The organism is Sinorhizobium prairiense, from assembly GCF_029201645.2.
Classification (GTDB): domain Bacteria; phylum Pseudomonadota; class Alphaproteobacteria; order Rhizobiales; family Rhizobiaceae; genus Sinorhizobium; species Sinorhizobium meliloti_A.
The window spans coordinates 1,394,930-1,412,936 of sequence record NZ_CP104133.1; the positions used below are offsets into that span (position 1 = coordinate 1,394,930).

Sequence of the window (18,007 nt, forward strand, 5' to 3'; positions counted from 1 at the left end):
ATCCACGGTCCCTGTCGAGAGGGCGAATGGCACGGTGCGCCCACTGCATGTTTCCTTTGATCGTAGCCGATCAATGGACAAAAACATGCAGCAGCTCAAAGTGCTACAGCGACCTTTGCGTGTCTCGGAAGGCGCGACGCTATAGGAAAACTTTTCGGAGGGCTGCAATCTCTCCTCACCTCATCCTTGTGCTCGTCACAGGGATGAGAGTAGCGCCGCGTCTGCGGCGCGGGAAGCGTTCTTTCAGCCCAAGGACTTGGTCTGGCTGGATTCCTGTGACAAGCACAGTAATGAGGGATTCAACAAGCGGCGGCGGGTATTCGGTCTCAACAGGCCTGAGGGCCGTGCAGTCGGCAGAGCTAGGCCATAGGTCGTTATCGGGATTCAGCGATCCTTTGGCTTTGCGGAGACGGTCTCGTTGTCCTTTTCTGATCGGCTATTCGCCCTGCGCGGCATCCAGAGCGTCGATGATGGTCTTGAATGGCAGGATCAGGCTAAGGGGGCTGCTGTCGAGCAGCGGCATTGCGCCGAAACGCTCGTACCAGCACGCCGCCTTCTCGTCCTTGGCGTCGATGGCAAGCGCCACCCCGCCGACCTGCGCGGCAACGGCAAGCGCTCGCGCACCGGCTGCCAGCAAAAGATCGCCGCCAAGCCCCCGACCCTGCAGCGGAAGCGCCACCGCCAGACGGGCAAGCCGATACACGGCGACCTCGTAGCGGCCCAATCCTTTGGTCAGGGGGGCGGGGACTTTTGCGAAGGCAATTGAAGCGGGGCTGATGGAATAGTAGCCGAGTATGGTTTCGGGCGCGGTTGGAGCCACCGCCACGAAGGTCTTGGAGCCGCCGCCTTCGTGGTTCTGACGGGCGTGCCGGCGTAGATACTCGTTCAGTTCCGGCGTGCCGCAATCGAACGCCTTGCGGTCATGGTGGCGCCCGATAGGTTCCTCCCGCCAGTCAAGCACTCTTGCCGTCTCGTGCGATACGGCGGCGGGCTGCGGCGAGCAGAGCCGGCGTCGGGGCCGGCGGATTTTCCAGAAGATCGAGCACGCGCAGGGAATCCCGCTCCGACAGCGAAATACGTTCCGCGTTCTCAACCACCTCGCGCGCGGCCGGCAGGACAGCGCGCATGATGAAGCTGGTTACGTCCAGCCGCTCATGGGCGGCGGCGGCGGTGAGAAGCCGCTTTTCGTCGCGCGTGGTGCGCAGTTCGATGCGGTCGTCACGATTAGCTTGCATCTGGGCCATAACGATCTCCTATATGTACGGATAATAGCCGTACCATAGAAGAATATCAAGATGACGCTCAACGGCCCTAGCCCGTGCAGTCGGCGGAGCCAGGCCATAGGTCGCTCCAAGGACGCACGGTCCGACCTGAAATTATCGGGATTCAGCGATCCTTTGGCTTTGCGGAGACGGTCTTGGTGTCGCCTTCGCGAAGCGGCTTCGCCAGCTCGTCAACCTCGCTCTGGCGTTTTGCCGCAACCAAAGGGTCCTTCGATTTGAGCGAAGGCACGAAGATCGCCGCCAGAACACCGATCGGCCCGAGAAGACAGCCGATGAGCAGCCAGAGCAGACTATGGCCGCCTCTGACCGCCGCGACGACGGCGGTAACAATGGCGCACAGTATCCAGAATTCTAAGATCATTGGCTCTCGTTTGCAGCCTTCAACAATTCGGCTTTCGGTTTACCCGGCCGACGCGCGCCGCGCAGGCGTGTTCGGGCTGTGCGCGCCAGATTCCAGCGCCGTTCGATTTGGCAGTTTGCTGCGCGGATGCATAGAGGCCTTTGTTGTCCGTGTCGCGATCGACTGCATTCCCGGACTCGATCAACCAGCGGTTCACGTCCTTGCCATCCGCCCGGAAACACGTTCCGACGAAGCGGCCGTAACGATCCCGTCCGGCAAACTCGCAGCGGGTCGGACGGGATGCCGACAAGAATGCATCCAGGGCCGAGGCCGATTCCTTGCCGCACCGATAATCTGCTCCTCTTTCATCGAGGCAGACCTGCCACTCTTCCGGCGCGTCCACACTGTTAAGTTGGACGCGTTCGCCCGCGATTTCAATAGTATCGCCGTCGATCACCGAGGCGTGACCAATGATCGGATCTGCGGCCTCGGCGTTATGGGTCATAAGAAGCGTCGCCAGAGCGGCGCCGAGTGCCCGCGCGCCGGCAGAGACCGGTCGTGCCGAGTGCGGTGCGCGCCTGCCGCCGGCAGCTACCGCGCTTTTGATGCCGATCATGCCCCATCCCCGTCCAGCCGAAATACCCGAACAGGCTAACCCAGGTGGGTGCCATTCACATCCTTCAAAACTATGGGTGAATGCCACCGCGGCGTGCATAACGGCGTGACTGAGCGCGTGTAATCGCGCGACTTTTGCTCGTCAGGCGGATGATTCGCGATGCCGCGCGGTCAGAAGACGAACATATAGAGCAGGATAATGACGATGAGGGGAACGCCCATCAACCAAAGAATAATGCCTTTCATCTCGACCATCCATGTTGTTGCCGTCGAACTGTAACGCGGCGTGCCGCAAACCGTTCCCGCGGCCGCGCCCTGGCGGTAACAAAAGGGCGGGACGACTCGTCCCTTTTCTCAACAGTCGGGCTCGTCTGACTATTCGGCGGCTCCTGCGGGAGCGGCTCTCGGCTTGCGTGCTCGCGCCATTTCCAGGAGCCTCCGCAACAGCGATCGCTCCGTCAGAAGGACCAGAACCGTGTAGATCACGGTGCCGATGACCGTTCCGGCGACCAATTGCAGAACGGCGTTCGGCACATGGGCGCCGAAATGCTCGAGCAGGAAACGGACGACGAGCGCCATCAGCAGCGCCGCGATCATCGGCCGGCTGGATAGGAACAAGCCCTTGACGAAGGGTGTGCTGTCGGCACGAAACACCACCCAGGAGTATCCGACAAGCGTTACGGCATTGACGATGCACAGCCAGATCATCGCCTCCACCAGCGAGCCGTCGATGGCTCCGTAGGCGACCGCACCCGTTGTCGCAATCGCGCGAATCAGCGCCCACCAGAACAGGACGGCTCCCTGGCCGACCCCCTTCAGATAGGGGATGAATGTGCTGCAGGGGGTGAGAATCCCTTTCGATAGCGCGAGAAGTCCGAGGACCGGCCAGGCATAGGCCCATTGGCTCCCGAAAAGTACGAGCATCGCCGGCTCGGCAAGTGCCCAGAGGCCGAACATCATCGGCGCCAGCAGAACGGTGGTCACCTGAGTGCTAAGCATCAGCGCCTGTGATCGCCGCTCGCGATCATGCATCATCTGGCCGAAGGTTGGGAACAGCACCCCCATGACGGCGGAGAGGACGACCTGGTTCGGGATGCTCGCGAACCGGTTTGCCGCCGAATAGGCGCCGGCGTCGGATAGCCCGAGATAGCGGGATATGACGACCATCGGGGATTGGAAGGTGATGAAGTTCGCGATCTCGGAGCCCATCATGCCGAAACTGAAGCGGCTGAGCGCCAGAACGCGTTGCAGCGAGAATACGAAGCGCGGTGCGTAGCGGGAAACGGCATAGAGGCCGGACAGGCGCACCAGCGCGGAGACGAAAAGCTGGGCGAGCAGCGACCATATGCCGAAACCGAGCAGCGCCAGAAGGACGGCAATGACGGCACCGAGCGATTCGGAGATCATGCTCCAGACGGCGTCCTTGCGGAAATTCATCCTCCGGACAAGCAGCGAATAGGCGACGTCGCCGCCCAGCTGCAACGGGATCAGCAGGCTCATGATCCTTAGCAGGTAGGCAGCCTCCGGCGCGCCGAGCAGCGTGGCCAGAGGCTCGGCAAATACGAACAGTCCGAGCGCCATCATGAGCGCGATGGCGAGGTTTGCCCAGAAAACCGAGTGCACGGTTTCCATCTCCTCATCCTGTTGGATGACGAGTGCGGAGGTGAGGCCGGCGCCGCCGATCATGGCGAGGAACTGCACCACGGTGAGCGCAACGGCGACGGCGCCGAACTCCTCGGGAGACAGAATGCGGGCCAGAATCGGCACCGTGACAAATTTAAGCCCGAATGTCCCTGTCTTGGAAAGAACGCTCCAGCCGACGTTGCGCGTTACGGTTTTTGCGTTAACGGTTGGGGTCATTGGCGAGGATTCCGTGAAAGTCCTTTGAAGGAGGAATGCAAAGGACAAACTCTAGATATACGGCCGCGACCCGGTGGGAGGAGACCACGCAGACTCTTTTAGAGAAACCGCAGGGGCGAAAAGATGGCGAAGCTCACAGTTGTCATTCCGTACTACCAGAAGGAACCCGGAATTCTCCGGCGCGCGCTGGCATCCGTTTTTGCTCAGACGCTCGAGGATTTCCACGTTCTCGTGATCGACGACGAATCCCCTATCCGATAGCGGACGAGCTTGCCGGGCTCGCCCAGGAAAAAGGGAGCGCATCACCGTCATCCGCCAGCCTAACGGCGGGCCGGGTGGCGCGCGCAATACCGGTCTCGATAATGTTCCTGCCGACAGCGACTTCGTCGCTTTCCTCGATTCCGACGACGTCTGGACGCCGGATCATCTCCTGAACGCCTATCAAAGCATGACGCGTTTCGACGCCGACTGCTATTGGGCCTCGATCACGGGCGGCGACGCCTTCTACTATCATTTCGGGGTCGCGGATCTCGAAAAGAGCGAGACGGTCACGCGCCTCTCGGAAAGTCCGCTCGTCGTCGAGCTCCCCGAGCTTCAGGACGTCATGCTGAAGAACTGGAGCTTTCTTCACATGTCCTGCATGGTGATCGGGCGCAAGCTCTTCGAAAAGGTGCGCTTCGAGGCCACGCTCAAGCTTGCGGCCGAGGACGTGCTCTTCTTCTGCGACTGCGTCCTCGCATCCAAGCGCGTCGTTCTTTGCGATGCAGCGGGCGCGGTGCGCGGCGAAGGGCTCAACATCTTTCATTCGATCGATAACGACTCGCCTCAGTTCCTGAAGCAGCAGTTCAACACCTGGGTTGCACTCGACACGCTCGAAGGCCGATATCGTCACCGGCCAAAGGCGATGGAGGCGATCCGATCCTACAAGCATACGGCGCGTCGGCAGGCGCTATGGAGCCAGGCACGCCGGATAAAGCGCAGGAAACTGCCGCAATTCGATCTTCTTGCCCGCTGGCTCTGGCGAGACCCGCGATTGATCGGCAGCGCCGCCGAGTTGGCGGTTGGAAAACTATCCCGCTAACTTCCTTCGGCCCGATCGGGCACGCGCTGCTTGCGCTGACAACACCCGGAAATCAAGCGACGACACTCGCCGCGGCGCGTGTCGGGTCGCCTCACATTACAAACGGAGACGGTCATGAAGCCGTATTATTGGGAATCCCAGCACGGAAATTTTGGTGACGACCTCAACCTGTGGCTTTGGGATTTCCTGCTGCCCGGTTTTCGCGAGGTCCACCCGGAGACGCTGCTCGTCGGGGTCGGAACGGTCTTGAACCGCGCACTGCTGCCCGAGGCCACCCATAAGCTCGTCATCGGCAGCGGTTTCGGCTACGGCACACTTCCCGACATGAGCGACCCTAAGGAATGGGATATCCGCTCGGTCCGCGGCCCGCTGACGGCTGCGAAGGTCGGCGTGGCTCCCGAGCTCGGCATCATCGATCCTGCGGTGATGGTCGCTGACCTTCCGGAGTTTCAAGACCTTCGAAAGATTTATAAAAGAAGCTTCGTACCACACTGGGAATCGGCGATCGCCGGATTGTGGCCGGCGATCTGCGACGCGGTCGGGCTCAACTATATCGACCCGCGTGGCGAGGCCAAGGACGTCATCCGAAAGATCGGCCAGTCGGAGCTCATCGTCGCCGAATCCATGCACGGCGCCATTCTGGCCGACGCGTTCCGCGTTCCCTGGACCGCGGTCAGTACGTCGCACAGCATCAACAGTTTCAAGTGGAACGACTGGGCCCAGACCCTCGGTGTCACCTATCGCCCCCGCCGGGTGCCGGTGTCGACGCGGGCGGAAGCCATGATCAAGGGTGCCCGTTTCTGGGGCATGGATTTCCAGGCGAAAGAGCCGCAGCCGGAGGACCCGAACCGCCGGCAGATCGACGGAGACCTGGCCGTCGCCGAGCGTGAACCACGCCAGACTTCATTGCGCGCTGCCGCCAAGCGAGCGCTCGCTGCGCCGGCGACGCTGGCGCTGTGGCAGGCAAGCCGCGCGGCGCCGCAATTGAGCAGGGACAGTGCGCTGGCAGAGCGCAAGGAGCGTTTCCGCACTGTGCTCGACGGCATACGCCGGGATTATTTTTGAGGCTGATCCACGGCGAGAGTCTCGAGCAGATAGCGCACTTCGCCCTTTCCACCGAGAGCGAGGGGCGCGGGCGAACCGGACGGACGAAAACGTTCGGTCTTGTCCGCAAGAATTCCGCCAACGATCGCCGGCAGTGCGGCCGGATGGGTCAGGGCGTAGCCGATTGCACGACCAAAGCCCTGCTGATTCTTGAGATCGAGAAAATGCCGTAGTTCGTAGCGGTCGCGAATGTGCCGCTCATGCCGGCGGACCGCCGCTTCGCCGTCGCTGCTCAGGCGGCTCCCTGCGAGAATTGCACGGTCCGCCTCATAGAGACGCTTGAGGTCGATCGTCCGGTGACTGCCGCTCAGCGAGTTGCCGCGGACGACGGCGGCATAGCCGCAACTGTGGATGATCTTGTAGCGTGCGCCATTGGCGAGGGCGCGAGCGTACAGATCGTAATCTTCACCGAGGCGCAGTGTCTCGTTGTAGCGCAGGCCGTGCTGGTCGAGGAAGGCGCGCCGCATCAGCGGTTTCAGAAAGCCGATTTCGCCGCGCCGCAAGCCGCGCCGCGAGATGTTTCCTTCGACGAAGCCGACAAGATCGATGAGCCGGGGAGTAGGGTCGAATCGGTCGATCCTGCCGTGCGCGTTTGCCGCCTGCGCGGCATCGATGAAGGCGATGTTGTCGGCGACGAAGTCCCAGCCGTCCTGCGAAAGCAATTGGCCCAGACGTCCCGGAAAGAAGAAATCATCCGCGTCGAGCACACCGATAAGCGGAGAATGCGAGATCGCAATCGCATGATTGCGCGCGGCCGCGGGGCCGCGGTTTTCTTCGAAGCGAACGACATTCAGCCGCCCCGTTCCGTCATCCGCAGCGCGTGCCACCGAAGCGGTATCATCGGTCGAGCCGTCATCGATGACGACGACTTCTGCCGCCTCCGGTTCGGCAAGCGCCGAAGCAATCGCGCGTGCGATGGTGTCGGCGGCATTCTTTGCGGCAATGATGATGCAGACGTCCGTCGGCGCGGCTGCGGTCATGTGAGGCCTCCAGCAAGTTATCGGCTGCCGCGCCTCAAGGGCGCGAAGGTGCCGAACCATGCCGCGCGATCATGTCGCAAACGCGTCAGGCGAAAAATTTTTTGCAAGTGCGAAGGAGAGCAGCGTCAGCCGCTCAGGAATTGAGATGATGAGGCCGGTTCAGTCTGCGCAACGAGACCTTCCCCGGTTGCTTCTCATCGTTGGCGGCTTCGGCCGTCACGAACTGCTTCTGAGAAGAAAGCCTGCGGCGCTCCCGTGCCTCTTTCCATACGAGGAACAGGACGGCGACGAAGTAGCCGACCTGAATAAGGACTGCGCAGATCAGGGTCTGAATCGCCGTCGAGGCGAGCGATCCGTTGAGGTAATAAGTTGCAACGGCAAAAGCCGCCAACGCGCCGATCATGCTCAGAAAAACACGCGGTGCGAACATGGCGCTAACCTACCTTCGGGTCTGCGATTGGGAACCTCATTAGAGTTGTTGCCCTCTCCTCCTGCCCGGCCACTATATTAGCGCCCGCTTTTCTCTTCAACCAGGAAACGCTACTTTGTTGCAGTCGAGCATACATCGGAAATCTTTCCGCCGTCTTTAAGCATTGGCTCCATTTCGCACAATTCAAACGGGTGTGATCACGGATAAGTTCCCCATTTCGAGGGCAGTTTGCCGCATGGAATGGATGCGGAGCGAACGCGGTCGCCGTGCCCCTAAAATTGCAGGGCCTTTCGTAAAGCTGTCTTGCACGCTGCCTCTAACGGCGTGTAGCCGGCCCTTTTTTCCAATCAACTTTTGTTACACCTGTTTGGGCGGGTAGCCCGAGCAACTGTGCGCCGCAATAAAATGTTGCAATGCAAAAACTGTCGAGGAAAGTTGCCGCGCGTCAATTTCGGGCGCCAGTGGTCCGCCGTCCGCCAGTGCAGAATGATGCGTCTATTAACAATACTTTATAATCCGAAATAACTAGCCCTCGATGATGTTTCCGGTGTGCGATGCCGCGGGGAACTATCCTGACCCTGATTTGCGCTCTCCGAAATTAACTCTTCGTAATATTTCGCGACTTTAGCTGGCTTGAAGCCTCTGGGGGAAGGGCGCCGGAGGGCTGCCATCATTCCGCCTTTAAAAAACAAATTCTGACCACACACTCACGTTAGATGAGCCCGCGTCCCACGGGACCGACAATCGCCAACGTAAATGGAGTCACCTCTATGAAGTCCGCGACTCGCTCGGCCAGTTCGCCGTTTTTTATCCCCGAGGAAACCGGGGCAGTCCGACCGATCGGGGGCATGGCAAAACGCAGTTTCGACATTCTTGCCGCCTCCGTGGCCCTCCTTCTCTTCAGCCCGCTCTTTTTGCTCATCATGGCCCTCGTCAAGTTCTCGGACGGCGGCAGCGTCTTTTATGGCCATCGTCGAATCGGTCACAACGGCCAATCCTTCAAGTGCCTCAAATTCCGTACGATGATGGAAAAGGGCGACCAGGTCCTGGAAGAGTTTTTCAGGAACAATCCCGACGCTTATGAAGAATGGCGTACGACACGCAAGCTTCAGAATGATCCGCGTGTCACCGTTGTCGGGACAGTCCTGCGTAAGCTCAGCCTCGACGAGTTGCCGCAACTCCTCAACATCATTCGCGGTGAAATGAGCGTCGTCGGCCCCCGTCCGGTGGTCGAAGACGAACTCGAACTCTATGATTCGGCCGCCGTGTTTTATCTGCGTTCGCGTCCCGGCCTGACGGGGCTCTGGCAGATCAGCGGCCGCAACGACGTCTCCTACGCCACGCGCGTCGCTTTCGACACGCAATATGTCCAGAACTGGTCGCTTTTCGCCGACCTTGTCATTGTCTTCAAGACGATCCCTGCCGTCTGCCTCTCCCGCGGCAGCTACTGAAATCTTGGCGCCGGCCCGGCACGGGCAACGTCGAGCAACGGAAATATTCAAAAATGCAATCGAATAGACGATCAGCGAAATCCGCTGGTTCCCGCATGGCTTCCTATTTTACCCGCCTGGCGCTCCTTGCTGCACTCGCAGCCTCAGGGGCGTCGCTGGCGTCGGCCGATGAATACCGGCTCGGCGTCATGGACAAGCTGCGGGTTCGCGTGGCCGAGTGGCAAACCGCCGAAGGAACGGTCCGCGACTGGTCTGCCGTCAGCGGCGACTATACGGTAGGCCCATCCGGCAACCTTTCCCTGCCCTTCGTCGGCGATCTGCGTGCCTCCGGCAAGACGACGCAGGAGGTGGCCGAAGAGATCGGCGTCAAGATGCAGAAGCTTTTCGGCCTCAGGGATCGCCCATCCGCGTCGGTGGAGATGGCGCAATATCGTCCGATCTATCTCTCCGGCGAGGTGCAGACGCCGGGAGAATACCCCTATGCTCCCAACTTGACGGTCTTGAAGGCCGTCAGTCTCGGGGGAGGGCTGCGGCGGGCTGATAACGGCCAGCGATTCGCGCGCGACTACATCAATGCCAGCGGGGAATCCGCGGTGCAGGTTGCGGAACGCAGCCGCCTGCTCATTCGCCGCGCGCGACTGCTTGCCGAAATCGGCAAGCGCGACACAATCCCCATGCCCGAGGAGCTCAAGAACGTTCCGGACGCCGACAAGCTGCTCGCCAGCGAGATCGCGCTTATGGAATCGCGTGACAAGCGCCAGAAGCGTCAGCTCGATGCGCTTGCCGATCTGAGATCCCTTCTTCAAAGCGAGATAGAAGCACTCGCAAAGAAAGCCGAAACGCAGGCGCGCCAGCTCGAACTTGCCACCGAGGATCGCGACAAGGTCGACAGCCTTGCCGAAAAAGGGCTGGCGCTCAGCCAGCGCAAACTGTCCCTCGAGCAGCGGGTCGCAGACGTTCAGGCGTCACTGCTGGACATCGACACCGCATCCCTCAAGGCAAAGCAGGATGCGAGCAAGGCGGCGCAGGACGAAACGAATCTCCGCAACGACTGGGATGCTCAGCTCGCTCAGGAACTGCAGAACACCGAAGCCGAGCTGGACACGCTGACGTTGAAGCTCGGCACCAGCCGGGATCTCATGACCGAGGCGCTGCTGCAGTCGGCGGATGCCGCCCAACTCGAAGATCAGGCCGCCGAGATTACCTATTCGATCATTCGCGACAAGGACGGCAAGCCGACCGAAATCGCCGCCGACGAGAACACACCCGTGCTCCCGGGCGATGTCATCAAGGTGAATACTGCCTTGGCAATGCGGTGAGGCAGGCATGAGGATATCCAAGGCGAGCCTTGTCAGACCTGGAGCGAATGAAGTCTACGGCATCTTCGCCTTGGCCTTGTCGCTCTTCGTCTTTGCCTATTCGGCGCGCTTCGGACAGGTTTCTATCCTCGCCTATTATGGCCTGTGGCTGCCGCTCGTCCTCGTGGACTACCGCAAGGTTCTCGGCAACTACGCCAGCTATCTCTGGATATTCGCTTTCACCATCTTCGCCTGCATTTCGATCTTCTGGTCTGCGGCCGCGTCCTTGTCGCTGCGCACCGGAATACAGTATCTGAGCCATGTCGTCTGCGCGCTCATCGCGATGCGCACGATCGACATCCGCACGCTGACGCGCGGCATGATTGCGGGCGCCGCAATCGTGCTCCTCTATTCGCTGCTCTTCGGTACCTATCATTACGATCCGCTGGACGGCACCTACAGCTTCGTTGGCGCATTCGCGTCGAAGAACCAGTTGGGCTTCTACGCCTCGCTCGGCATCTATTTCGCCTTCGCGGCCGTCTTTGTGCTCGGGGAAAAGGGGCTGTGGATGGGCGCAGCAGGGGTTGCCGGATTGCTTGCCGCCTATTGCCTGCTGACGTCGCAATCGGCGACCTCCGTGTTGACGACCGCGGCCGTCATCGGTCTTTGCCTCGGGATGCGGGCGATCACGGCTTTGCGTCCCGCGAGCAGGAAGCTCCTCTTCATTGCCGCGTCGGTGTTCGGCGGCGTTGCCGCCGTCGCGATGATCTATGCCGGCGGCGTCGATCTGATCCTCGGCGCCTTCGGCAAGGATTCGACGCTCACCGGGCGCACCTATCTTTGGCAGCAGGGCATCGAGGCGGCGAAGGCGTCGCCGCTCTTCGGCGTCGGCTACCAGGCCTATTGGGTGCAGGGCTTCTCCGAGGCCGAGCGTCTATGGGAGGAGTTCTATATCGGTTCGCGCGCCGGGTTCCATTTCCACAACACCTTTATCGAAGCGGTCGTGGAGACGGGCCTGGTCGGCCTGATCCTGCTTACCATGGTGCTGGTCATAGCGCTCGTCGGCCAGTTGAAGCGCCTGCTCGCCGAGGATCGCGACCCGGAGGCGATGGTGCTCTTCGGTGTCGGCGCGCTGCTCTTCGTTCGTGCCTTCGTCGAAATCGATATTCTCACCCCCTACCACGTCGGATCCTTCCTTTTGTACTTCACGGCGGGGAAACTGACGATACCGCGTCGCCGGCAGGCAGCGACCCTGCTCTGGCCGGCAGGATTCCATCCGGCGCCATACGGGCGGTCTTTCGGCCCGATGATGCCGCGGCCGGGAGACGGCCATTGAAGACGATCTACGGTATTCAGTATCTTCGCGCGGCTGCGGCAATCGCCGTCGTGCTCTTCCATGCTGCGGAAAAGACAGGCTATCATTTCACGATCGGAGCCGCCGGCGTCGATGTTTTCTTCGTCATCAGCGGCTTCATCATGTGGGTCATCAGCGACCGCCGATCCGTGACCCCGGTGGAATTCATCGCCGATCGCTGCCGCCGCATCGTGCCGGTCTATTGGCTCGCGACCGCCGTGATGGTCGCCGGGGCACTGGCGGGTCTGTTCCCCAATCTGGTGCTGACACTGGAACATGTTCTGGCGTCGCTGTTCTTCGTGCCCGCGCGCTCGCCGAGCAGTGGAGAGATTTGGCCTGTGCTGGTGCAGGGCTGGACGCTCAATTTCGAGATGCTCTTCTACGCGGTCTTCGCCGGCTCGCTGTTAATGCCGCGCAACTGGCGGCTGCCCGTCGTCACAGGGCTGTTCCTTGCCTTGGTGATCGCGGGCCGCGTGGTCGCCTTCGACGATCCGGTGATGCTGACCTATACGCGACCGGTCATTCTGGAATTCGTCGCAGGCATGATCATCGGGGAATTCTGGCTGAAGGGCAGGGTACCGCCGCTCGCCGTCGGATCTGCGCTGCTCGCCTGCTCGCTCGGCGGCTTCGCTCTCATCGGTGTGCTCGGCCTGCCATTCGACGAACTGACGACCGGGCCGCTGGCGGTTCTGCTCGTCACCGGGGTGCTTTCGCTCGAGGTGAACGGCTGCGTGCGGGCGCTGCCGCTGCCGGGGCTTCTAGGAGACGCCTCCTATTCGATCTATCTGTGGCACACATTTGCGATTTCTGTCGTGGCCAAGGCAGGCCTTGCGATCGGTCTCGGCGCACCCGCAACGATGTTCGCGGGGGTTCTTTCGGGAACGCTCATAGGGATCGCTGCCTATATGATGCTCGAACGCCCGTTGCTCCGGCGCGGCCGCGCCCGGCGTGTCACGGCGGGCCCGGCACGCCGGGCGGCCGAATAGAGCAGCTCCAGGAAAAGCCCGAACGGTTTACCTGGAGGACCGGGCTGCCCCCATCGTTTCCGGCAGCCACGGTCGCTGGTCGGGAAGATCAGCCGCCCTGATTTCTGCGCGAGTGCCAGTTCCAGGCCAATTCGGTGATCGCCGCGAGATCATATCGCGGCTCCCAGCCGAGAACCTGACGCGCCTTGTCATTGTTGGCGACAAGCGTGGTCGAGTCGCCTTCCCGGCGCTCTGCGTAGCCGATGTTGAACGGTCGCTTGGCCACTTTTTCGATCGCGTCCAGCAGCTCCTTCACCGTGGTACCGGTGCCGGTCCCGAGATTGAGTGCGACGCTCTCGCCACCCTCCAGGAGATAGTCGACCGCCCGCACATGGGCATCCGCCAGATCGAGGACGTGGATATAATCGCGGACGCACGTTCCGTCGCGCGTGTCGTAGTCGGTGCCGAAGACCTTGAAGCCTTCGCGCCGCCCAAGTGCCGCATCGATGGCGAGCGGGATCGCATGGGTCTCAGGCTCGTGCCATTCGCCGATGCGGCCCTCGAAGTCTGCGCCCGCGGCATTGAAATAGCGCAGGATGACCGAGCGAAGGCCCTTGTAGAGACCGTAGTCCTTCAGCGCCTGCTCGCAGATCCACTTGGTGCGACCATAGGGATTGATCGGCGCCTGCTTATGGCTCTCGTCCATCGGCACGCTGTCGGGTAGTCCGTAGGTCGCGCACGTCGATGAGAAGACGAAGGCATCGATGCCCGCGGCAAGCGCCGCAGACAAAAGGGTCAGCGTGCCGATGACATTGTTGTCATAGAAGGCGGCCGGGTCCTTGACCGACTCGCCCACCTCGATCATCGCCGCGAAATGCAGGATCGCCCGCGGCTTGTGCCGGGCAAGAACCTCTTCAAGACGCTGCCGGTCACGAATGTCGCCCTTTTCGAGGACGCCCCATTTGACGAATTCCTCATGGCCGTTGGAGAGGTTGTCGTAAACGACGGGTTGGTAACCCTTTGCCGCAAGCTGAAGGCAGGTATGCGAGCCGATATAGCCGGCGCCGCCGACCACGAGAATGTTGTTGTTCTGCACGGGCAACCTCTGAGGATGATTTCTGAAATTCGACAGGGCAGGCTTTGCAATGAATAGCGGCGAAATTTCCAACACATTATGAAAGTTCTGCAAAATCGCGGCATTTTCAACAGCTTCGCGGCGGGGACCCCAGACTGAACCGACGTTCGATCCCGGATGCCGCGGGCAATTGGCCGCATGACGCGCCGTGATCGGCAAACTGTTGCAAACTTGCAGCACGCCGGCTCTGCTTGCAGGAAAATACAATATTGGCGCTTGGCGCGCGCCGCGTCCTCAACTATAAGCGGTCCTCCGGCAATCAGATTAGGGAGGTTACGATGCAGGCATTTTCTTCTCCCTACGGGGCGGATCCACGATCCTGACCTTCTGACGCAAGCGTTCGCGCTTCTTCGCAGCAGGCAGGAATTGTCATCGCCCCACCGCTTCTTCTTAGAAGCCGGCGATCCGCTGATGCCGTTCTGACCCTTTCCCCAACGGCATTTTCACGCTTTCGAAATATTGAGGCCGGTGCGCTCGTCACCGGGCAACACCTATGGCATTTACTCGTTTCACGGCGCGCAACCGCGCCTTCCGTAGCGTTTTTCGATTCTCCTGGGCCCATTGGAAGAAGCAGCCGGTGCGGCTCGCGGCTCTACTGTCAACCGTGCTGCTTTCGACGCTCGCCGATGTGCTTACGCCGCTCTACTCCGGCCGGCTGGTCGACGCGGTGATTTCAGGTGCGGCGAGCGACGAGGTTGCCTGGAACGCGGCGATGGCGGCCTTCATGATGCTGATGGCCCTGTCGTTCGGAGCCATCATCCTCAGGCATGTGACCTTCATGGGTATCGTCAGCCTCACGCTGAAGATGATGTCGGATATCGCTGCGGCCGCCTTTCATCACATCCAGCGGTTCTCCAGTGACTGGCATGCCAACAGCTTCGCCGGTTCCACGGTCCGCAAGGTCACGCGCGGCATGTGGGCGCTCGATCTCTTGAACGATACGCTTCTCGTCGCGCTTTTCCCTTCTATCGTCATGCTGGTCGGGTCCACGGCGCTGATGGCCTGGTACTGGCCGATGATGGGGGTGATCATCGGTCTCGGCTCGATCGCCTTCATCGCCGTTACCGTTTCCCTGTCGCTCGGCTATGTGGCGCCGATGGCGAGCCTTGCCAACAGCTGGGACACACGGCTTGGCGGGGCGCTCGCCGATGCGGTCAGCTGCAATACCGTCGTAAAGGCCTTCGGTGCGGAAGGGCGCGAGGACGCGCGTCTCGCCAAGGTTCTCCGCAAATGGGAGAACCGGACGCGTCGTACCTGGTCGCGCGGCACGCTCAACGGTACGGCGCAGGGCGCAATGCTGCTCGTCCTGCGCGCGGCCGTGATCGGCTTTGCCCTCCTGCTCTGGGCGAGAGGGCAGGCGACTGCAGGCGACATAACGTTCGTGCTCACCTCGTTCTTCATCCTGCAGGGTTATCTGCGGGAGGTGGGGATGCATATCCGCAACCTGCAGCGGTCGATCAACGACATGGAGGAGCTCGTCGCCATTCACGGCCAGCCGCTCGGCGTCGAGGACCGGCCGGGCGCAAAGCCCATCCGCATCACCGAGGGCGAGATCGAGTTCCGCGATGTGACGTTTCACTACGGGGCCCATCGCGCACCCCTCTACGAGGGATTCTCGGTCAATATTGCGGCCGGCGAGCGTGTCGGTCTCGTCGGGCATTCCGGTTCCGGCAAGACGACGTTCATCAAGCTGATCCAGCGGCTCCATGATTTGAATGCCGGCGAGATCCGCATCGACGGACAGAATATCGCCGACTTCACCCAGGCGTCGCTGCGCCAGCAGATCGCCATCGTGCAGCAGGAGCCGATCCTGTTTCACCGCTCGCTTGCCGAGAATATCGCCTATGCACGGCCGGGAGCGACGCAACGCGACATCGAGGAGGCGGCAAGGCTTGCCAGCGCGCATGACTTCATCGCCGCCTTGCCCAAGGGCTATGGGACGCTGGTCGGCGAACGTGGTGTGAAGCTCTCCGGCGGCGAGCGCCAGCGGGTGGCGATTGCCCGCGCCTTTCTGGCGGATGCACCCATCCTCATCCTGGACGAGGCGACGTCGAGCCTCGAACTCGGAGTCCGAGGTGCTGATCCAGCAGGCGATGGAGCGACTGATGACGGGGCGCACCACGCTCGTGGTCGCACACCGGCTTTCCACCGTGCGTGCGCTGGACCGGCTGCTGGTCTTCGATCGGGGCCGCATTGCGGAAGAAGGCGATCACGGGGCGCTCATCCGCGTCAAGGGCGGCATCTATCGCAGTCTCTTCGAAAGACAGGCACTGGAGCTGACGAAGGGGCTCATTCTCAGCGAGGGATGAGGCCACAAGCCCGGGCAAACGGCCGGTCGACCGCTGCGAGCAAAGATGCAGCGATCGACCGGTCGTGTAGACAGGCGCACGGCTCGGCAGGCAGGGCCGCGCCAATTTCAACGAGTTACAAGGTCTTGGGCCAGCCTGAGGCCCGAATGCCGCAGTCACTCTTGCGGCAACGGAATCAACGTATTCGTCGTGCTTTTGGTCGGCTTCTCGCCCGGAACATGGGACATGGTCTTCGTCCGGCTCTGCAGTCCGTCGTCCGTAACCTTGGTCTTGGTCTGTGACTTGCTGAACGTTCCTTTGTCCATGGCCTGAGCCTTGGACTGTCCCTGCAGCTGGGAGGGATTCTCGTTTACCTTCGTCTGGCTCTTTGCCTTTCCTTGCGAGGTTGCTGCGCTTCCGCCGACGCCGATCGACGATGTCGTTCCGTCATCGGTTCTGCATGTGCCGGCCGTTCCCAACGTGCTGGCTGAGGTGCCTCCGGCCGCGGCACTTCCGCCAGATCCGACAGTTCCGGCGACATCGCAGTCCTGAGCGTGCGCTGGTACGAAGGCAGCCGTTGCCGACATCACGACGGAAATTGCGAGTATCGTTCTTCGAAGCATCACAGCTCCTTTCATTTTTTCGGCTGGATGATTGCGCAGGTTCCATCCGACCGGCGCGTAATGGTGGTGCCATCGGGGCGGGTCACGCTCGCGGTCGCAAAGCTCTCTCCGCCGGAGGATCCGCTCGTCGCCGACGATGCGGAACTGCTACTGGCAGACCCACTGCTCGCTGACGCGCCGCCGCCAACCGTCGTGGACGAGGATACGCTGCCAGACCCCGCTGTGACCGACGACGAAACGCCGCCCCCTTCCGACTGTTCTTGTTCGATGACCATGCATGTCGAACCGTCATCGAGTTTGATCTCTTTCGCCACGGCATGGTCCGGGGCGACCATAGCAGCCGCGAACAGTGCCGTGACAGCCGGGATTAAAAATGAACTGGAGGTCATCGGAGCTCCTCCTTTTGAAAAACGCTGGCTTCGGAGGGCGCTCCGAAGCCAGCCGAGTTGACGTCAGCAGGACGGTTTGTTGCCCTTGGAGGCGTCCTGCTTGGCGAGGCCAGGAGGACAATTCTTGTTGCTCTCATCATCCTGGGCGGCGTCGCGGGCGCTGTTTTCATCGCCCTGGACACTGCCGGTGGTCTCATCCGATGTTCCGCCACCCGACCCAGCGGCTGAACCACCGGTTCCAACGGAGCTGCTGGAGCTTCCGCCGCCTGCGGAAGAGCCGCCGGTGCCAAGGGTCGAAGCGGAGCCGGCGCTACCCGAGCCGGCGGCCGATCCGCCCGTCCCGACCGAGCTGCTTGACGTACCGCCGCCGGCCGAAGATCCGCCCGTTCCCAGTGTCGATGCAGAGCCGGACTGGCAATCGCTGGTGTTCGGATCGCAACCGCCACCAGCCGAACTTCCGCCCGTTCCGACGGTGCTGCTCGAGGTCCCGCCGCCGGCGCTGGTGCCGCCGGTGCCGATCGTTGTGCTCGATTGCGCGAACGCGCCGAGGGTGGTGCCCGCGAGAAGGCCCGCCGCGAGGGCCGTCCTGATGAAATACCGCATTGGAGTTCCTTTCCTGACGTTGATGTCCTTGAGGCTGCAACCTGCCTACCAACCCAAACCCGCGTAACGTGTTCCGGGCTGGGACTTCGGACCGAAGGGATGCCGGCACATAGTCTGGAAGACGATCGGACCTTTGTCGGTTCGGCGCGTGCATAGGTCCGAGCGGCGCTTGCGAATGGAACCGGGCTGGCATGCGGTTCGTTTTGTG

The 18,007-nt window shown here is 61.5% G+C and carries 16 protein-coding genes and 2 pseudogenes; 7 read left to right on the plus strand and 11 right to left on the minus strand.

Annotation, left to right across the window (positions count from 1 at the left end; translation table 11 throughout):
- Positions 1-436: 436 nt before the first annotated feature.
- From N0Q91_RS29840 to exoT, 5 genes are all read right to left on the minus strand, one after another.
- Positions 437-961: a GNAT family N-acetyltransferase gene (locus N0Q91_RS29840; protein ID WP_100670374.1), complete on the minus strand. Its 525-nt coding sequence runs from the start codon at positions 959-961 to the stop codon at positions 437-439.
- Positions 954-1,244 (minus strand): type II toxin-antitoxin system TacA family antitoxin, encoded by a 291-nt coding sequence (locus tag N0Q91_RS29845; protein WP_018097027.1) that lies wholly within the window; start codon positions 1,242-1,244, stop codon positions 954-956. The genes N0Q91_RS29840 and N0Q91_RS29845 overlap by 8 nt, the downstream gene beginning before the upstream one ends.
- 142 nt (positions 1,245-1,386) lie before the next feature.
- Positions 1,387-1,644, minus strand: coding sequence for a hypothetical protein (locus tag N0Q91_RS29850; protein ID WP_018097026.1), 258 nt, complete (start codon positions 1,642-1,644; stop codon positions 1,387-1,389).
- A 19-nt stretch (positions 1,645-1,663) separates the two neighbouring features.
- Positions 1,664-2,239, minus strand: coding sequence for a thermonuclease family protein (locus N0Q91_RS29855; RefSeq protein WP_275599051.1), 576 nt, complete (start codon positions 2,237-2,239; stop codon positions 1,664-1,666).
- 374 nt (positions 2,240-2,613) lie between these two features.
- On the minus strand, positions 2,614-4,098 hold the full coding sequence (gene exoT, locus N0Q91_RS29860; RefSeq protein ID WP_275599052.1) for a succinoglycan biosynthesis transport protein ExoT: 1,485 nt from the start codon (positions 4,096-4,098) through the stop codon (positions 2,614-2,616).
- Between the two features lie 123 nt (positions 4,099-4,221).
- Between exoT and exoW the strand changes: the two are divergent.
- Both exoW and exoV read left to right on the plus strand, forming a co-directional pair.
- Positions 4,222-5,179: pseudogene (gene exoW, locus N0Q91_RS29865) on the plus strand (succinoglycan biosynthesis glycosyltransferase ExoW).
- Positions 5,180-5,293: 114 nt separating this feature from the next.
- Positions 5,294-6,244, plus strand: coding sequence for a succinoglycan biosynthesis protein ExoV (gene exoV, locus N0Q91_RS29870; protein WP_275599053.1), 951 nt, complete (start codon positions 5,294-5,296; stop codon positions 6,242-6,244).
- Here the strand turns inward: exoV and exoU are convergent.
- The gene (gene exoU, locus N0Q91_RS29875; RefSeq protein WP_100670364.1) at positions 6,235-7,263 is read right to left on the minus strand and encodes a succinoglycan biosynthesis glycosyltransferase ExoU; all 1,029 of its coding nucleotides are present in this window, start codon (positions 7,261-7,263) and stop codon (positions 6,235-6,237) included. The two genes, exoV and exoU, sit on opposite strands and share 10 nt — an antisense overlap.
- A gap of 133 nt (positions 7,264-7,396) precedes the next feature.
- Positions 7,397-7,693 carry an exopolysaccharide production repressor ExoX gene (gene exoX, locus N0Q91_RS29880; protein WP_004434938.1) on the minus strand — a complete coding sequence of 99 codons (297 nt, stop codon included), beginning with the start codon at positions 7,691-7,693 and terminating at the stop codon, positions 7,397-7,399.
- A 770-nt stretch (positions 7,694-8,463) separates the two neighbouring features.
- Between exoX and exoY the strand changes: the two genes are divergently transcribed.
- The 4 genes from exoY to exoZ are packed head-to-tail and all read left to right on the plus strand — an operon-like array spanning position 8,464 to position 12,782.
- Positions 8,464-9,144 carry an exopolysaccharide production protein ExoY gene (gene exoY, locus N0Q91_RS29885; RefSeq protein ID WP_100670362.1) on the plus strand — a complete coding sequence of 227 codons (681 nt, stop codon included), beginning with the start codon at positions 8,464-8,466 and terminating at the stop codon, positions 9,142-9,144.
- Between the two features lie 53 nt (positions 9,145-9,197).
- Positions 9,198-10,463 carry an exopolysaccharide production protein ExoF gene (gene exoF / locus N0Q91_RS29890; RefSeq protein WP_275599054.1) on the plus strand — a complete coding sequence of 422 codons (1,266 nt, stop codon included), beginning with the start codon at positions 9,198-9,200 and terminating at the stop codon, positions 10,461-10,463.
- 7 nt (positions 10,464-10,470) lie between these two features.
- Entirely contained in the window at positions 10,471-11,778 is a 1,308-nt protein-coding gene (locus N0Q91_RS29895; protein WP_275599055.1) for an O-antigen ligase family protein, read from the plus strand.
- Positions 11,775-12,782, plus strand: coding sequence for an exopolysaccharide production protein ExoZ (gene exoZ / locus N0Q91_RS29900; RefSeq protein ID WP_275599056.1), 1,008 nt, complete (start codon positions 11,775-11,777; stop codon positions 12,780-12,782). The genes N0Q91_RS29895 and exoZ overlap by 4 nt, the downstream gene beginning before the upstream one ends.
- A gap of 88 nt (positions 12,783-12,870) precedes the next feature.
- Here exoZ and galE read toward each other — a convergent pair whose 3' ends face one another.
- Positions 12,871-13,857, minus strand: a complete 987-nt coding sequence (galE, locus tag N0Q91_RS29905) for a UDP-glucose 4-epimerase GalE (RefSeq protein WP_275599057.1) — start codon at positions 13,855-13,857, stop codon at positions 12,871-12,873.
- A 532-nt stretch (positions 13,858-14,389) separates the two neighbouring features.
- Here galE and N0Q91_RS29910 point away from each other — a divergent pair.
- Positions 14,390-16,205: pseudogene (locus N0Q91_RS29910) on the plus strand (ABC transporter ATP-binding protein).
- Between the two features lie 155 nt (positions 16,206-16,360).
- On the opposite strand, the gene N0Q91_RS29915 reads toward N0Q91_RS29910, so the two are convergent.
- From N0Q91_RS29915 to N0Q91_RS29925, 3 genes are all read right to left on the minus strand, one after another.
- On the minus strand, positions 16,361-16,807 hold the full coding sequence (locus tag N0Q91_RS29915) for a hypothetical protein (protein ID WP_275599058.1): 447 nt from the start codon (positions 16,805-16,807) through the stop codon (positions 16,361-16,363).
- An 11-nt stretch (positions 16,808-16,818) separates the two neighbouring features.
- On the minus strand, positions 16,819-17,196 hold the full coding sequence (locus tag N0Q91_RS29920; protein ID WP_275599059.1) for a hypothetical protein: 378 nt from the start codon (positions 17,194-17,196) through the stop codon (positions 16,819-16,821).
- Between the two features lie 63 nt (positions 17,197-17,259).
- Positions 17,260-17,799 (minus strand): hypothetical protein, encoded by a 540-nt coding sequence (locus N0Q91_RS29925; protein ID WP_018097010.1) that lies wholly within the window; start codon positions 17,797-17,799, stop codon positions 17,260-17,262.
- Positions 17,800-18,007 lie beyond the last annotated feature (208 nt).

Coding starts and splice junctions, on each gene's coding strand:
- exoU (WP_100670364.1), bottom strand. CDS start 7,263: ATGACCGCAGCCGCGCCGACGGACGTCTGCATCATCATTGCCGCAAAG.
- exoT (WP_275599052.1), bottom strand. CDS start 4,098: ATGACCCCAACCGTTAACGCAAAAACCGTAACGCGCAACGTCGGCTGG.
- exoY (WP_100670362.1), top strand. CDS start 8,464: ATGAAGTCCGCGACTCGCTCGGCCAGTTCGCCGTTTTTTATCCCCGAG.
- N0Q91_RS29895 (WP_275599055.1), top strand. CDS start 10,471: ATGAGGATATCCAAGGCGAGCCTTGTCAGACCTGGAGCGAATGAAGTC.
- N0Q91_RS29920 (WP_275599059.1), bottom strand. CDS start 17,196: ATGACCTCCAGTTCATTTTTAATCCCGGCTGTCACGGCACTGTTCGCG.
- N0Q91_RS29850 (WP_018097026.1), bottom strand. CDS start 1,644: ATGATCTTAGAATTCTGGATACTGTGCGCCATTGTTACCGCCGTCGTC.
- N0Q91_RS29855 (WP_275599051.1), bottom strand. CDS start 2,239: ATGATCGGCATCAAAAGCGCGGTAGCTGCCGGCGGCAGGCGCGCACCG.
- N0Q91_RS29915 (WP_275599058.1), bottom strand. CDS start 16,807: ATGCTTCGAAGAACGATACTCGCAATTTCCGTCGTGATGTCGGCAACG.
- exoV (WP_275599053.1), top strand. CDS start 5,294: ATGAAGCCGTATTATTGGGAATCCCAGCACGGAAATTTTGGTGACGAC.
- exoF (WP_275599054.1), top strand. CDS start 9,198: ATGCAATCGAATAGACGATCAGCGAAATCCGCTGGTTCCCGCATGGCT.
- N0Q91_RS29845 (WP_018097027.1), bottom strand. CDS start 1,244: ATGGCCCAGATGCAAGCTAATCGTGACGACCGCATCGAACTGCGCACC.
- N0Q91_RS29925 (WP_018097010.1), bottom strand. CDS start 17,799: ATGCGGTATTTCATCAGGACGGCCCTCGCGGCGGGCCTTCTCGCGGGC.
- exoX (WP_004434938.1), bottom strand. CDS start 7,693: ATGTTCGCACCGCGTGTTTTTCTGAGCATGATCGGCGCGTTGGCGGCT.